This window comes from Burkholderia sp. BKH01, assembly GCF_025685725.1.
GTDB classification, from domain to species: Bacteria; Pseudomonadota; Gammaproteobacteria; order Burkholderiales; family Burkholderiaceae; genus Burkholderia; species Burkholderia pyrrocinia_C.
In genome coordinates this window covers 15,085-30,580 of the sequence record NZ_JAOTQT010000045.1, presented here as the reverse complement: position 1 = coordinate 30,580, position 15,496 = coordinate 15,085, and the positions used below count along the sequence as shown (strand labels likewise).

General features: G+C 68.9%; 12 protein-coding genes, 1 pseudogene and 1 riboswitch. Of the genes and pseudogenes, 9 read left to right on the top strand and 4 right to left on the bottom strand.

Going from position 1 to position 15,496, the window contains the following annotated elements:
- The 5 genes and pseudogenes from OEJ37_RS34240 to OEJ37_RS34220 form a co-directional block, all read left to right on the top strand.
- Nucleotides 1-450: pseudogene (locus tag OEJ37_RS34240) on the top strand (MCP methyltransferase); the annotation flags it as partial.
- A gap of 46 nt (nt 451-496) precedes the next feature.
- Nucleotides 497-1,201 carry a chemotaxis protein CheW gene (locus OEJ37_RS34235; protein ID WP_174421467.1) on the top strand — a complete coding sequence of 235 codons (705 nt, stop codon included), beginning with the start codon at nt 497-499 and terminating at the stop codon, nt 1,199-1,201.
- Nucleotides 1,198-3,492: a hybrid sensor histidine kinase/response regulator gene (locus OEJ37_RS34230; protein ID WP_174421466.1), complete on the top strand. Its 2,295-nt coding sequence runs from the start codon at nt 1,198-1,200 to the stop codon at nt 3,490-3,492. The genes OEJ37_RS34235 and OEJ37_RS34230 overlap by 4 nt, the downstream gene beginning before the upstream one ends.
- A complete protein-coding gene (locus tag OEJ37_RS34225) occupies nt 3,489-4,508 on the top strand; it encodes a chemotaxis response regulator protein-glutamate methylesterase (RefSeq protein WP_175917635.1) in 1,020 nt (339 codons plus the stop codon). Before OEJ37_RS34230 ends, OEJ37_RS34225 begins: the two co-directional genes overlap by 4 nt.
- A gap of 90 nt (nt 4,509-4,598) precedes the next feature.
- Nucleotides 4,599-4,701: riboswitch (Fluoride riboswitch) on the top strand.
- Nucleotides 4,702-4,780: 79 nt separating this feature from the next.
- Nucleotides 4,781-6,022 (top strand): voltage-gated chloride channel family protein, encoded by a 1,242-nt coding sequence (locus tag OEJ37_RS34220; protein WP_263349415.1) that lies wholly within the window; start codon nt 4,781-4,783, stop codon nt 6,020-6,022.
- 81 nt (nt 6,023-6,103) lie between these two features.
- Here OEJ37_RS34220 and OEJ37_RS34215 read toward each other — a convergent pair whose 3' ends face one another.
- Complete coding sequence (locus OEJ37_RS34215) at nt 6,104-6,817, bottom strand: riboflavin synthase subunit alpha (RefSeq protein WP_174421463.1); 714 nt, start codon at nt 6,815-6,817, stop codon at nt 6,104-6,106.
- 209 nt (nt 6,818-7,026) lie between these two features.
- Nucleotides 7,027-8,889 carry an ABC transporter ATP-binding protein gene (locus OEJ37_RS34210; RefSeq protein ID WP_263349414.1) on the bottom strand — a complete coding sequence of 621 codons (1,863 nt, stop codon included), beginning with the start codon at nt 8,887-8,889 and terminating at the stop codon, nt 7,027-7,029.
- Between the two features lie 532 nt (nt 8,890-9,421).
- Here OEJ37_RS34210 and OEJ37_RS34205 point away from each other — a divergent pair.
- On the top strand, nt 9,422-10,303 hold the full coding sequence (locus OEJ37_RS34205; protein ID WP_263349413.1) for a Dyp-type peroxidase: 882 nt from the start codon (nt 9,422-9,424) through the stop codon (nt 10,301-10,303).
- A 113-nt stretch (nt 10,304-10,416) separates the two neighbouring features.
- Here the strand turns inward: OEJ37_RS34205 and OEJ37_RS34200 are convergent, their stop codons facing one another.
- A complete protein-coding gene (locus OEJ37_RS34200; protein ID WP_175917638.1) occupies nt 10,417-10,818 on the bottom strand; it encodes an OsmC family protein in 402 nt (133 codons plus the stop codon).
- A 98-nt stretch (nt 10,819-10,916) separates the two neighbouring features.
- The gene (locus OEJ37_RS34195; protein ID WP_263349412.1) at nt 10,917-11,840 is read right to left on the bottom strand and encodes a LysR family transcriptional regulator; all 924 of its coding nucleotides are present in this window, start codon (nt 11,838-11,840) and stop codon (nt 10,917-10,919) included.
- A 487-nt stretch (nt 11,841-12,327) separates the two neighbouring features.
- Here OEJ37_RS34195 and OEJ37_RS34190 point away from each other — a divergent pair, with 487 nt between their 5' ends.
- From OEJ37_RS34190 to OEJ37_RS34180, 3 genes are all read left to right on the top strand, one after another.
- Nucleotides 12,328-13,392 (top strand): helix-turn-helix domain-containing protein, encoded by a 1,065-nt coding sequence (locus OEJ37_RS34190; protein ID WP_263349411.1) that lies wholly within the window; start codon nt 12,328-12,330, stop codon nt 13,390-13,392.
- Complete coding sequence (locus tag OEJ37_RS34185) at nt 13,341-14,657, top strand: Nramp family divalent metal transporter (RefSeq protein ID WP_174418456.1); 1,317 nt, start codon at nt 13,341-13,343, stop codon at nt 14,655-14,657. Before OEJ37_RS34190 ends, OEJ37_RS34185 begins: the two co-directional genes overlap by 52 nt.
- A gap of 81 nt (nt 14,658-14,738) precedes the next feature.
- On the top strand, nt 14,739-15,329 hold the full coding sequence (locus OEJ37_RS34180; protein WP_174418455.1) for a phosphatase PAP2 family protein: 591 nt from the start codon (nt 14,739-14,741) through the stop codon (nt 15,327-15,329).
- The last annotated feature ends 167 nt before the right edge of the window (nt 15,330-15,496 follow it).

Here is a 15,496-nt window from a genome sequence, read left to right as displayed (position 1 = left end):
GTGCTGGCCGTCGCGCCGCCGGCCTGGCTCGGCGACGGGCCGCAGCCGTTCGCGGCGCCACCGCCGGCCGTGCGCGCGGCCGCGTTCGACGCACGGGCCGATCCGTCGGTGGCGACGGCCGAAGCGTCCGCGCCGGTCGCCGAAGGCGTCGCACCGACGCTCGAGGATGCGCAGGCGCTCGCGAACGCCGGTGCGTTCGACGAGGCCGAGCGCGTGCTCGCGCAGTTCTCGGCGCGAGTCGGGCCGCATGCCGATGCGTTCTACCTGAACGGGCTGATCGCGGATGCGCGCGGGCGCGCCGCGGAAGCCGGCGTCTTCTACCGGAAGGCGCTGTATCTGCGGCCCACGCACCACGAGGCGCTGACCCATCTCGCGATGCTGCTCGACGTCGGCGGCGATCGCGCGGGCGCGCAATGGCTGCTCGAGCGGGCACGACGCTCGGCCGGCTGACACGAATACGGGATTGGGACCGACACCGCGATGACCAGAGGAATCCATGAACCGCGACGCCGCTGCCACTGACGATACGACGATCGACGTCGACGATTGCTGGAACCGGATCGGCACGCGCGGCGACCGCTCGTGCGAGCGACTGGCCGACTGCCAGCGCTGCCTGAACTGCCCGGTCTATGCGTATCACGCGGCGAAGCTGCTCGAGCGACCGCTCGGTGATGTCGAGATGGCCGACGCGACACGCCGGATGAGCGCGTTCGGCACCACCCGCGTGCGCGACGGCGGCGATACGCGCCACGCGGCGCTGGCGTTTCGCGTGGCCAACGAATGGCTCGCGTTGCCGATCGGCGTGCTGCGCGAGATCGCCGGCACCCGTCCGATCCATTCGCTGCCGCATCGCCGCAATTCGGCCGTGCGCGGCGTGGTCAACATCCGCGGCACGCTGCGCATCGCGATCTCGATCGGCGCGCTGCTCGGCCTCGATGCCGGCAAGGGCGGCAGCGGCAGTGGCGACGGCCGTTTCACGCGGCTGCTGGTGGCCGCGCACCAGGGCGATCCGGTCGTGTTTCCAGTCGACGAAGTCGAGGGCGTGCTGCGCTTCGGCGCATCCGACTGGGTGCCCGTGCCGGCAACGGTCGGGCGCGCGAGCGCCGGCCTGTCGCGCGGCGTGCTGTCGTGGCGCGGCAAGTCGGTGGGCCTGCTCGACGACGATCGCCTGTTCGACGCCGTGACACGGAGCATGCGATGAGCGGCGATGACGATCTGAGCCACCTGTCGCTGCTCGAGCTGTATCGCGAGGAGACGCGCACGCAGACCCAGGCGCTGTCCGAGCGCTTGCTCGCGCTCGAATCGGGCGAGCCCGATTCCGTCGCGCTCGAGGCGTGCATGCGTGCCGCGCATTCGCTGAAGGGCGCCGCGCGCATCGTCGGCGTGCCGCTCGGCGTCGACATCGCGGGGCGGATGGAGGAATGCTTCGTCGCCGCGCAGGCCGGCACGATCGCGCTGACGGCCACGCACGTCGACGTGCTGCTCGCCGGCGTCGACCTGCTGGTGCGCGTCGGCGATCCGCAGGGGCAGCCCGTGACGTCGACCGAGATCGACGTGTTCGCGGCGGCACTGACGGGCGCCGATGCCGCGCAGACGATACCGGCAGCCGGCGTGCCGCCGCCAGTCGCGCCGTATCGCGAGCACGACGGCGCCGCGAACGAGCCCGTCGGGGCCGGCGCCACGATGCCGCCGCTCGCGGTGTCGGGCACGGTGCCCGATCCGGTCCAGGCCGGCCGCGTGGCCGGCGCCGGCGCGATGCGCCGCGTGCGCGCCGATACGCTGAACCGGCTGCTGAGCCTGTCGGGCGAATCGCTGGTCGAGTCGCGCTGGCTCAAGCCGTTCGCAGAATCGATGCTGCGCGTGAAGCGCGCGCAGCGCGACGCCGCCCGTTCGCTCGATTTGATGTACGAACAGTTCGCCGACGATCTCGACTCGGGCATGCTCGCGTCGATGAACGAAGTGCGGCACATGCTCAACGACCTGCAGCGGTCGCTCGCGGAGCGCATGGACGAATTCGACCGTTTCGAGCGGCGCAGCACGCATATCGCCGAGCAGCTTTACGACGAGGCGCTGCAATGCCGGATGCGGCCGTTCGGCGATGCGACGCGTGCGTATCCGCGCATCGTCCGCGATCTCGCGCGTTCGCTCGGCAAGCAGGTGCGCTTCTCGATCGTCGGCGAGGGCACGCAGGTCGACCGCGACATCCTCGACCTGCTCGACGCGCCGCTCGGCCACCTGCTGCGCAACGCGATCGACCACGGTGTCGAGTCGCCCGACGCGCGGCTCGCGCGCGGCAAGCAGGCCGAGGCGAGCGTGACGCTGGAGGCGCGCCATAGCGCCGGCTCGCTGCTCGTCAGCGTGATCGACGACGGGCCGGGCGTCGACATGGACGCGCTGCGTGCGGCCGTCGTGCGCCAGCGCCTGACCGACGACGAGACGGCCGCGCGGCTGTCCGATCCCGAGCTGCTCGAATTCCTGCTGCTGCCGGGTTTCTCGATGCGTGATGCGGTGACCGACGTGTCGGGTCGCGGCGTCGGCCTCGACGCGGTGCAGGAGATGGTGCGCGGCGTACGCGGCGCGGTGCGGATCTTCAACGAGCCGGGCGCGGGCATGCGCTTCGTGCTGCAGTTGCCGCTCACGCTGTCGGTGATCCGCAGCCTGCTCGTCGAAGTCGGCGGCGAACCGTATGCGTTCCCGCTCGCGCACGTGCGCCGCACGCTCGAGCTCGCGCATGACGACATCGACGTGCTCGAAGGGCAGCCGCATTTTCCGTTCGACGGCCGGCGCGCGGGCCTCGTCGCCGCGCACCAGTTGCTCGACGCGGGCGAGCCCGACGCGGCGCGCGCGAGCACGGCGGTCGTGGTCGTCGGCGGCGAACCCGAGCTGTACGGCGTCGCGGTCGACCGCTTCCTCGGCGAACGGATGCTCGTCGTGCAGCCGCTCGACAGTCGCCTGCACAAGATCCAGAACATCGCGGCCGGCGCGCTGCTCGAGAACGGCGACCCCGTGCTGATCGTCGACGTCGAGGACCTGATCCGCTCGGTCGACAAGCTCGTGCGCGGCGGGCAGCTCGCGCGGCTCACGCGCGACCCGCAGCTCGCGCTCGCCGACCGGCGCCGCCGCGTGCTCGTCGTCGACGATTCGCTGACGGTGCGCGAGCTCGAACGCAAGCTGCTGGAAAAGCGCGGCTACGACGTGACGGTCGCGGTCGACGGGATGGACGGCTGGAACGCGGTGCGCAGCGATGCGTTCGATCTCGTCGTCACGGATGTCGACATGCCGCGCATGGACGGCATCGAACTCGTCACGCTGATCAAGGGCGATCCGATGCTCAAGCGCGTGCCGGTGATGATCGTGTCGTACAAGGATCGCGACGAGGATCGCCGCCGCGGGCTCGATGCCGGCGCCGACTACTACCTCGCGAAGAGCAGCTTTCACGACGAGGCGCTGCTCGATGCCGTGCACGACCTGATCGGGGGCGCGCGCGGATGAACATCGGCATCGTCAACGACCTGCCGCTGGCCGTGGAGGCGCTGCGCCGCGTGCTCGCGCTGCGGCCGGACCACCGCGTGCTGTGGGTCGCGACCGACGGCGACGAGGCCGTGGATTTCTGTATCGCGCATCCGCCCGATCTCGTGCTGATGGATCTCGTGATGCCGAAGGTCGACGGCGTGGCGGCGACGCGGCAGATCATGGCGCGCACGCCGTGCGCGATCCTGATCGTGACGGTCAGCGTCAGCGCGAACACGTCGTCGGTTTACGAGGCGATGGGCGCGGGCGCGCTCGACGCGGTCGACACGCCGACGCTTGCGCTGGGGCTGTCGACCGACGCGTCGGCGCAGGCGCTGCTCGCGAAGATCGACCAGATCGGCCGGCTGCTCGAAAGCCGCACCGCGGCGCTCGTGCCGCCGGGGCCGACGCCCGCGCGCGGCCAGCCGACGCTCGTCGCGATCGGCGCGTCGGCGGGCGGGCCGACCGCGCTCACTGCGCTGCTGCGCGCGCTGCCGGCCGATTTCCCGGCTGCGATCGTGATCGTCCAGCACGTCGACCAGGCGTTCGCGCTCGGGATGGCCGAATGGCTCGACGGCTATACGCGGCTGCCCGTGCGCGTCGCGCGGCAGGGCAGCGTGCCGCAGGCCGGCGAGGTGCTGCTCGCGGCGACCGACGATCACCTGTACCTGTCGCCGCGTGGCGTGCTCGGCTATACGCGGCATCCGGTGGAGACGCCGTACCGGCCGTCGATCGACGTGTTCTTCAACAGCGTCGCCGACGGCTGGCAGGGCGAAGCGCTCGGCGTGCTGCTGACGGGCATGGGGCGCGATGGCGCGCTCGGCCTGAAGGCAATGCGCGCGAAAGGCTGCTATACGATCGCGCAGGACGAGGCGACCAGCGCCGTCTACGGGATGCCGAAGGCGGCCGCTGCGATCGGTGCGGCATCGGCGATCCTGCCGCTCGAGCGGATCGCGCCGCAGCTGATTTCGCGCATCGCGCGCGCGCCGCGCGACTGACGGCGCGTCGGGGAGCGCGACGCCGTTCCGGCCCGGTGCGCCGGCGTTGCATTGCATGCGATGCGCGGCGTCGCGTACTCGCGTACAATCGCGGCCTGCGGAGATGGCATGCCTCCCTGCGGTCGTTGCGGCGCGTTGCGCGCGGTGCGGCCCTCAACCGCCGGTTTGCCCGGCTGATGATGCCTGCGTGTTCCTGGGTTGTCAGGAGGTCGCAGGCCGTCCATGCGGTATTCTGCCGCCCAGGTTTTGATGTTCTGTCGAATCTGGAAATCATGTTTTTCACGACTTCTGCCGATCTTCTCGCGACCGTGCGCTACGTGTGCCGCTGGCTCGCGCTTTCGGCCCTGCTCGGCGCGCTGGCCGGCACGGCATCCGCGCTGTTCCTGATCGCGCTCGATTGGGCGACCGGCACGCGCGTCGCGCATCCGTGGCTGCTGTGGGGGCTACCGGCCGCCGGTTTCGCGACCGGGTGGATCTACCATCGTTTCGGCCAGTCGGTCGCGCGCGGCAACAACCTGCTGATCGACGAAATCCACGACCCGAAGGCGCTCGTGCCCAAGCGGATGGCGCCGCTCGTGCTCGTCGCGACCGTCGTCACGCACCTGTTCGGCGGCTCGGCCGGCCGCGAGGGCACCGCCGTGCAGATGGGCGGCGCGCTTGCCGATCGCGTCACGCAGGTGTTCCGCCTCGATCGCGAGCATCGTCGCGTGCTGCTGATGGGCGGCATCGCGGCCGGTTTCGCGTCGGTGTTCGGCACGCCGCTCGCGGGTGCCGTGTTCGGGCTCGAGGTGCTTGCGATCGGTCGCGTGCGGTACGACGCGCTGCTGACCTGTGTCGCGTCGGCGATCGTCGCGGACGTCGTGTGCCGCGCGTGGGGTGTGCATCACACAGCCTATGCGATTCCGTTCGTGCCGGCCGTGTCGGCGACGGGGCTGGCCGTGACGGTCGTCGCGGGCATTGCGTTCGGCGTCGTCGGCCGGCTGTTCGCGTATGCGACGCATGCGCTGACCGCGGGGTTCCGGCGCGTTATCCGCTATGCGCCGCTGCGGCCGGTGCTAGGCGGCCTGCTGGTCGCGGCGGCGGCCACCGTGCTGAACGTGCCGCAGTACCTCGGTCTCGGCATTCCGACGATCGAGGCCGCGTTTCACGGACCGCTGCCGCTCTACGATTTCGCGGGTAAGTTCGCGTTCACCGTCGTCACGCTGGCGTCGGGGTTCAAGGGCGGCGAGGTGACGCCGCTGTTCTACATCGGTGCGACGCTCGGCAACGCACTCGGCCAGGTGCTGGCGCTGCCGGTGCCCGTGCTCGCGGGGCTCGGCTTCGTCGCGGTGTTCGCGGGCGCGGCCAACACGCCGATCGCGTCGACGATCATGGCGATCGAACTGTTCGGCGCGGATATCGGCGTGTATGCGATCGTCGCGTGCGTCGTCGCGTATCTGTTTTCGGGGCACGCGGGGATCTATCGCGCGCAGCGCGTGGCGGTGGGGAAGGGGGCGCAGGCCGAGGCGGAGTGAGGCGGAACCGTGGGTCGAGGTGTTTGCCGACGGAAGCCGGTACCAGGTGATCCGGCGGATCACCCGGTACGCCGGCTTACGTTACTTCTTCGGCAGTTGCGCGACATTGCGCGCCAGCAGTTCCTCGATATCGACGCCTTTTTCCGCCAGCAGCGTCGTGACGATACCGGTCAATTCGCCGAGCGTTTCCTTGACCGATTCCCGGATCGTATCCACGACGACCTGCGTGCTGCGCTCGATCTCGATGTTGACCTTGTCGTTGATGCCCTTCGCATCGAAGGTCGTCGCGCGTCGCGTTTCCGGGATCAGCCAGATTTCAAACCAGCCTTCGTCGCGATTGACGTCCGAAACGGTGAGGCTGCAGCCGTTGATCGCGATATAGCCCTTCGCGAAAACATATCGTTTGAATTCGGCGGGAACGCCGATGCGAATCATCCGGTTGTGCTCGGACGATGCGATGTGCAGGATGGTCCCCGGGAAGTCGACGTGGCCGGACAGCGGATGCCCGCCGATTTCCGCGCCGTCCTTCGCGGCCCGCTCCACGTTGATCCGCGCGCCTGTCGCCAGGTCGGCCAGCGTGGTGATTTTCAGGCTCGGCAACATCACGTCGAAGTCGATCAGCTCCGGCGAATGGATGGTCGTCACCGTCAGGCACACGCCGTCGACCGAGACGCTGGCGCCGATCTCGATGTCGTCGGTAAACCGCTCGGGGAATTCGATGCTGAAGGTTCTCAGCTCCCCGTGATCCTTGATGGCCTTGATGACGCCAACGCCCTGCACGATGCCTGTAAACATGGTCGAACCCTCGTCACAAATTTCCTGGTCGACATGATAAGTGATCCCGGAAAAGGCGACGCGGCGGCGCGCGGCTCAGGGGCGGCCGGCGATATTCGCGGACGCAAAAAAGGCCGTGCACGTGGCACGGCCTCGATCCGAATCCGGTCGGATCGACACGGTCCGGCGGTGATGAGCCCACCGCCGGGCCGCATCGAGACACGCTTTCGTTATGCCTCCGCCGGCTCGCCCTGCGGCCCGGCGTTGTCGTCCGCCATGCGCCGCGGCGAATCGATCAGCCCCTTCGCGAGTTCCAGCGCCTGCCGCTCGAACAGCCGGCGGTAGATGCCGCCGTCGATGCGGATCAGCGCGTCGTGGCTGCCTTCCTCGATCACCTTGCCGCGATCGAGCACGAGCAGCCGGTCGAGCGCGCGCACGGTCGACAGCCGGTGCGCGACGACGAGCGTCGTGCGGCCGACCATCAGCCGCTCCATCGCCTGCTGGATCAGCAGCTCGCTTTCGCTGTCGAGGCTCGACGTCGCTTCGTCGAGGATCAGGATCGGCGCATCGGCGAGGAACGCGCGCGCGATCGCGACGCGCTGGCGTTCGCCGCCCGACAGCTTGATCCCGCGTTCGCCGACGAGCGTGTCATAACCGTCCGGCAGCGTGGCGATGAAATCGTGCGCGCTGGCGAGACGCGCGGCGCGCTCGATGTCCGCACGACTCGCGTCGGGGCGTGCATACGCGATGTTCTCCGCGAGCGTGCGGTGGAACAGCACGGGCTCCTGCTGGACGATCGCGATCTGGCTGCGCAGCGAATCCTGCCGCACGCGCGCGATGTCCTGGCCGTCGATCGTGATGCGGCCGCCCGACACGTCGTACAGGCGCTGGATCAGCTTGATGAACGTCGTCTTGCCCGACCCCGAGTGGCCGACGAGGCCCACGCGCTCGCCGGGCGCGATCCGCATCGAGAAATCGTCGTACAGCGGCACCGGGTGGTTGCCGTAGCGGAACGTCACGTGCTCGAAGCGGATCTCGCCTTGCCCGATCCGGATGGCCGGCGCGCCGGGGCGATCGTCGATGCCGAGCGGCTGGCGTTCGAGCGCGACGAGTTCTTCCATGTCGTTCACCGAACGCTGCAGGTTGCGGATGTGCATGCCGACGTCGCGCAGGTAACCCTGCAGCATGAAGAACATCGTCAGCGCGAACGCGATGTCGCCGACGCTCGCCTCATCGTTCGCCCACAGCCGCAGCGCGACGCCGATCATCGCGGCCTGCATCGCGACGAGCATCGCGCCCTGCAGCCCGCCGTTCAACGTGCCGCGCACCCAGGTGCGGCGCGTGCGCTGCCGCCACTTGCCGATCACGCGCGCAAGCCGCGCTTCCTCGCGCGTTTCCGCGCCGAACGCCTTGACGACCGCGTTGCAGCTCACCGCGTCGGCGAGCGCGCCGCCCATGCGCGTATCCCACAGGTTGCCGAGCCGCGCGGCCGGCGCGACGATGCCGAGCGACACGGCGACCGTCACCGCGATGTACAGCAGCGAACCCGCGCCGACGACGAGCCCCATCACGGGCCAGTGCGTGCCGAGCAGCACGGTTGCGCCGACCAGCATCGTGACCGACGGCAGCAGCGCGATCAGCACGGTGTCGTTCAACAGGTCGAGCGCCCAGATGCCGCGCGTGATCTTGCGCACGGTCGAACCCGCGAAGCTGTTCGCGTGCCAGTCGGTCGAGAAGCGCTGCACGCGGTGGAACGATGCGGCGGCGATCTCGCTCATCATCTTCAGCGTGAGCGTGATGATGTTCAGGTAGACGCCTTGCCGCAGCACCGTCGCGCCGATGCCGAGCGCGGCGAGCGTGCCGAACGCGACGACGGCCGAATGCCATGCGGCGGCGCGGTCGGTCAGGCCGGTCGACAGCGCGTCGACGAGGCGGCCGGCGAACAGCGGCGTGAGCACGTCGGCGAGCGCGGCGAGCAGTGCGAAGGTCGCGACCGTGGCGATGCGCGCCGGCTGCTTGCGCCAGTAGCGGATGGTGAAGCCGAAGACGGCCTTGAATGCGTGGCCGCCCAGATGGGAGGTTTTTCTGGTCATTTATCGTTGCCCGGCGCATCGCGCGACGGGACTTTCCGGTTCGGAGAACGTCGAAAACGCAACAGCCGGGCCGCGTGGAAAACGCGGGCGGAACGAAACGGGCTGTCGGGAAAAGCGCGGCTGACGGGTTAGCGGAAAACTCGGGAGCCGGCGCGGACGGCGGGCTGGATCAGCTGCGCCGTGGGACCACGTTCGGGAAGGCTGCTGGCATTCGGAACATCTGCACCTCCCCTGAAGTGAACGGTTGAAAGGACGCCGAAAAGACGTGTAAAGATTCTATCAGTAGTGTTCTGCACGCTGCAACGTCTGACGAATGCGGCGTTGCGGCGTCGATACGGTTAGTATTCAGGGTTCCGGCCCTTCTTTTTCGGGGCTTTCCGCGAAGCGGCGGCGCAGGGGCCGGCGGGCGCATCGATTACACTTCGACGTTCGCGGCACGCGACGGCGCGTGCGTCCCGGCGCGCCCGGCACGACGTGCGGCCGGCCGATGCGGCCCTCCCGGATTCACCCCCGATACACTCTTGAGGAAACGATGAGCGACGTTCAGCAAGGCATCCTGGCTCCGATCGACACGGCGGCCCGATACCTCACTTTCACGATTTCGAATGACGGCAATGTAGCGGCGGCACTGGCCGCGCTGCGCGAGATCGTCGACGGGCGCGATACGGTCGTCGGTTTCGGACAGGCGCTGGCGGCGCACCTCGGGCGCCCGGTTCCGGGCCTGACCGGCTATCCGGCGTTCGCGGTGAAGGACCGCACGCTGCCGGCGACGCCGGCCGACGTGTGGGTCTGGCTGCGCGCCGACGATCGCGGCGAGATCGTGCTGCGCGCGCGGGCGATCGAACGCGCGCTGGCGCCGGCGTTCGCGCTGCAGGACGCCGTCGACGGCTTCCGCTATTCGAACGACCGCGACCTGTCCGGCTACGAGGACGGCACCGAGAACCCGATCGGCGACGACGCGCTCGCGGCGGCGATCGTGGCGGGGCAGGGCGCGGGGCTCGACGGTTCGAGCTTCGTCGCGGTCCAGCAGTGGCTGCACGACTTCGACCAGATGGAGCGCATTCCGTCGGGCGACATGGACAACATCATCGGGCGCCGCCGCTCGGACAACGAGGAACTCGACGATGCGCCCGAGTTCGCGCACGTGAAACGCACCGCCCAGGAAAGCTTCGAGCCGGAGGCATTCATGCTGCGCCGTTCGTCGCCGTGGTCGGACGCGCGTCGCGCGGGCCTCTATTTCGTTGCGTTCGGCTGCTCGTTCCGCGCGTTCGACGTGCAGATGCGCCGCATGAGCGGCGCGGACGACGGGATCGTCGACGGCCTGTTCCGCTTCACGCGGCCGCTGACGGGTGCGTATTTCTGGTGCCCGCCGATGAAGGACGGCAAGCTGGACCTGTCCGCGCTCGGACTGTAAGCGCTGGCTGTATCGATGGACGGGCGGGCCGCGCATCGTGCGCGGCCCGCCCGTTTTGTTTTTTGGGGCGGCGATCGCGTGTGCAGCACACCGCACACCGCACACCGCCCGTGTCAGTTCAACGTCGTCTCGATCCGCGTACCGCGCTTGATGAACTGCGTCACCGGCGTCTTCTCGCAGATTTCCGCGAGGCGCTGGCGTTGCGCGTCGTCGAGCGGGCCGTCGAGCGTCACGACGCGGCGCACGTATTGCACGCCTTCGCGATCGGCATGGAGCTCAGTACGCACGTCGATGCGCGCAGCCGGCCACGACTTGCGCTGCATGTACATGCGCAGCGTCGCGGCCGTGCATTGCGCGAGACCGGCAAGCACGAACTCGTACGGTGCCGGCCCGCGATCCTGGCCGCCTTCGCGCGGTGCTTCGTCGCCGGTCAGCGCATGCGTGCCGGCCTGCAGCTGGACGACGTAATCGGGCGCGTCGGCATCGAGGACGGCGGCGGCATGGATGAGCGACATGGCAAGGCTCCGGTAAGCGGGAAGAAGGAAGCGGGCGCCGCATGGCGGCGCGAATCCGTCAGCATACCGTTTCGATCGTAACGGCGTACGCAGCGTGGTTACGCGTCGGCGACGCTCGCGCTGCTGCGCACGAGCGCGGCGATGCGTTCGCGCACCCACTGGTGCGCGCGATCGGTGTCGCGCGATTCGTGCCAGTACGCGAGCAGCGGGAACGGCTTGAGCCGCAGCGGCAGCGGCCGCACGACGATCGGCAGCAGCGCAGCCATCCGCAGCGCATAGGTGTGCGGCAGCGTGACCAGCAGGTCGCCGGTCGCGGCGATCTGGCAAGCGGCGAAATAGTGCTGGCAGGTGAGCCGGATATCGCGGAAGCGCCCGTCGCTGCCGAGCAATACGTCGAGCGATTGCGGTTCGCCGAACGACGACACCGCGATATGCCGCGCCGCGAAATAGTCGCCGCGCCGCAGCGGGTCGCGCGCGAGCGGATGATCGCGGCGCAGCGCGATAACGAGCGAATCGTCGAGCAGGTGCTCGGTTGCAATGCGCGGGCCCGTCTGCACGCGACGCTCGATCGCGAGATCGAGATTGCCCGATGCGAGTTCGCGCTCGATGTCGGGCACCGCGATGCGGCGGCTCACGAGCCGCAGGCCCGGCGCTTCGTCGGCGAACGCGGCGACGATCCGCGGCAGCGCGATCGATTCGAGCACGTCGCGAATGCCGACCGCGATGCTCAGGTCGAGCGTCGCGGGATCGAATGCCGACGGATCGCGCACGGTGCCTTGCAGGCCCTTCAGGTGCAACTGGACTTCCGCGATGATCGACCGCGTGCGTTCGGTCGGCACCACGCGATTGCCCTGGCGCACGAACAGCGGATCGTCGAAATGCGCGCGCAGCCGGTTGAGTGCGTGCGTAACCGCAGGCTGCGTGAGATGCAGTGCGCGGGCGGCCGCGCCGATGCCGCCGTGCACGTAGACGGCGTCGAGCACGCGAAACAGGTTCAGGTCGAGACGGTGATCGGCGGGCACGGGGCGCGGGTGGCGTGGTGAACGGTGGATCGATTCTAAAGGATGCGCAGGCAACGGATACGCGGGTGTTCGTGCGCGCCGATCGATGGCGTTCGATGCATGTCGATGCCGTTCGGACCGATACGCGGCCGCAGCTTCGTCCGATGCGCAATGCAGCGAAACGCGCGCATCGTGACGCATGACGGCCGCAACGATCGGCCGTATCGACAGGTGCGATTCCGTGCCTGCATATCAACGGCCCGCGACAGCCTGTAGTAATCCGCCATCATGCTGTCCACGTCGGCCATTTCGCGCCAAAGGCGCTACCCGTTCGGCTAAGATGCCGTCGCTTCATATTTCGGGATAGCCGTCCTGTCGCACGCATTCAAACCAAATATAAGCCTGACAGTTCGACGGTATTAGAAGAAGTCGAAACAAGTCGGGGGCTTGGCCAGTGAATGCAGCAGATCAGAGGTGGGTCGTTATCTATTTGAGTACGGGGTTTTCGTTGGCCCAGGCCGCGCGTCTCGGCGAAGCCTTCAATCTGGCGAATCGCCTGCATGCGCTCAGTGCGGATTACCAGTTGAAGTACGTATCCGAAAGCGGGGGACTGTTGCAGTCGTCGTCCGGCGTGAGCATCGCGGCCGACCCGCTCGGCGACGAGCACGGCCGTCGTGCGCTCGCGTTCTTTCATCTTCACGGCGATCGCGCGGCCGTCAACTGGGACGACGCATTGCAGCGTCGCCTGACCGACATTCGCCGGCACGCGCGCTGGATCGTCGACGCGATGGACCTGCCGTCGCTCGCGGCCACGCAGCGGCCGTCGGCGGCGATCCACGCGCGGCCCGGCCGGGCCGCGCGCCATGCAACCGCGACGGTCGAACTGCAGGCCGGCGAGACCGACGTGTTCGCCGCCGCGCTCGACATGTTCCGCGCCGATCTCGGCGACAGCGCCGCGCAGGAGATCGCCAGCAACATGCTGCGGCCGGTCGAGCAGCGCTATGCGCAGTCGATGTGGGCGTTTCGCGAACTGAGCGCGAGCCCGTCGATCCGGATGTCGGCGCAGCGGCTGCGCGCGCAGAGCGTGAACCGCATCTCGATCGCGAACGCCGCACAGGCCGCCGCGATGAGCGAGCGCAATTTCCTGCGGCGCTTCAAGAAGGAGATCGGCGTGACGCCGACCGCGTTCGTCCAGCAGGTGCGGCTCGAGCGCGCGTGCCACATGCTGATCCATACGACGCTGCCGGCCGACAAGGTCGCGCGCCGCACGGGGTTCGGCAGCGGCGAGCGGCTCGCGAAGCTGTTTCGCCAGCGCCTGCTGATGTCGCCGACGGAATTTCGCGTCGCCGAGCGGGAAAGGATTCTTGGCCACGATGCTGCGTCGCGCGATGCGGACGACCGACCTGCAGCCGCGTTTTGCGAGGGCGGAGGGGCGAGTTGCGGCGCGCGCGTCGACGCGCGGGAAAAAACGGGGCGGATACCCGTAGAATCGTCCTGTCGCGATCTCGATTCCCGGTTTCCATGCCCTTCCTCCCCACTACCGCCACCGCCCCTTTCTGCCCGTCGGAAGTAAAGGGCAGCATCACGATCGACGCCGGCGCGCCGCGCTGGCAGAAGCTCAAGCGCTTTTTCGGTCCCGGCCTGCTCGTCGCGATCGGCTACATGGATCCCGGCAACTGGGCGACCGACATCCAGGCCGGCTCGCAGTTCGGCTATTCGCTGCTGTGGGTCGTCGCGTTCTCGAGCCTCGCGGCGATCTTCCTGCAGATGCTCGCGGCGCGGCTCGGCCTCGTCGCGGGCAGGGATCTCGCGCAGGCCAGCTACGACCGCTACGGCCGGCTCGGCCGCATCGTGCAGTGGGTCACCGCCGAAGTGTCGATCATCGCGTGCGACATCGCGGAAGTCCTCGGCTGCGCGCTTGCGTTCAAGCTGCTGCTCGGCGTGCCGCTCGCGTGGGGGATCGTGCTGACCGCGCTCGACACGGTGATCGTGCTCGGCCTGCAGGGCAAGGGGTTCCGGCAGATCGAGGCGATCGTGCTCGGGCTGATCGCGACGATGGCTTTCTGCTTCGTCGCGCAGGTCGCGATTACGCCGCCCGACTGGCACGCGGTGGTCGGCGGGCTCGTGCCCGGCGATCCGGGCCACGACCGCAAGGACGCGATCGTGCTCGCGCTCGGCATCGTCGGCGCGACGATCATGCCGCACAACCTGTATCTGCATTCGTCGGTCGTGCAGACGCGGCACGTGGTCGGCGGCGCGCGCGGCGTGGTTCGCGACACGCTGGCGCTGGTGCGCATCGATACCTGCGTGTCGCTGTTCGTCGCGATGCTCGTCAATGCGGCGATCCTGATCGTCGCGGGCGCGGCGTTTCACGCGACGGGCCAGCACAACGTGACCGACATCGAGCAGGCCTACAAGCTGATCACGCCGATCGCGGGCGGCGCGGCCGCGCTGCTGTTCGGCATCGCGCTGCTCGCATCGGGGCAAAGCTCGACGCTGACCGGCACGATCGCCGGCCAGGTGATCATGGACGGCTTCCTGCACACGAAGATCCCGTGCTACCAGCGCCGGCTGATCACGCGCGGGCTCGCGCTCGTGCCGGCGCTGATAGGCGTGCTGTGGCTCGGCGACGGGTCGGTCGGGCAACTGCTCGTATGGAGCCAGGTGCTGCTGAGCCTGCAGCTGCCGTTCGCGATGTGGCCGCTGATCCGCTCGGTCAGCGATCGAAGGGTGATGGGCCAACACGCGATCGGCCGCGGGACGCAGGTCGCCGCGTGGGCGCTGTTCGTCGTCATCACCGGCACGAACCTGCTGCTGATCACCGGTGTCGCGGGCTGATACAGCCTGTCACAGGCCGACACAGACGCGCTGCGCGCATGCGGTAAACTGCTGCCTTTCGATAGCCGTCCGAAGTCCGTTATGTGGAGTGAAATCAGCAACATCGGCGATGCCGCGCTGACCTTGCCGATCGCGCTGACCTGCGCGGCGTGGCTGGCGCTGACCGACTGGCGCGTCGCCGTGCGCTGGGTCGTGCTGCTGGCCGCCGGCATGAGCCTCGTCGGCGCAACCAAGATCCTGTATGCCGGGTGCGGCATCGAAATTCCCCAATTCGATTTCCGCGTGATCAGCGGCCATACGATGCTGTCGACGTCCGTGTGGACGGTCGCGCTGTCGATGCTGTGGCAGGCGTTCCGGCCGGGCAAGGCGCCCGGCATCGCGGCCGGGCTCGCCGTCGGCGCGGTCACGGCCATCGCGCGCGTGTTCGATCACTCGCACACGGTTCCGGAAGTCGTCGTCGGCTGGATGCTCGGCGCGCTGGTCGCGCTGGTGTTCCTGCGCGGCTACGACGGCGCGCGTCAGCGCGCGTTCTCGCCGCGTGTCGCGGCCGTTTGCCTGCTGCTCGTGTCGGGCATTGCGTACGGGCACCGCGCGCCGTTCCAGCAGATGATCGATACGCATTCGCCGCAACTCTGCGCGTTCGTGCGCGCGCCGTCCGGCGACGGATTCTGACGGTTGCCGGTTGCGGCTGTCTGGTGTTCCGGTGCCGCCAGGTTGTCGCCGGCGATCGACCGCTGTTGCCCGATTCCTCTTCCCGATCGTTTCCTGCCTGTCGCGGAACGTGTCGCCCGTCATTCCCCGAGTCGACGAACCGGCCGGTCCGCGGGATCGGCCGCGCC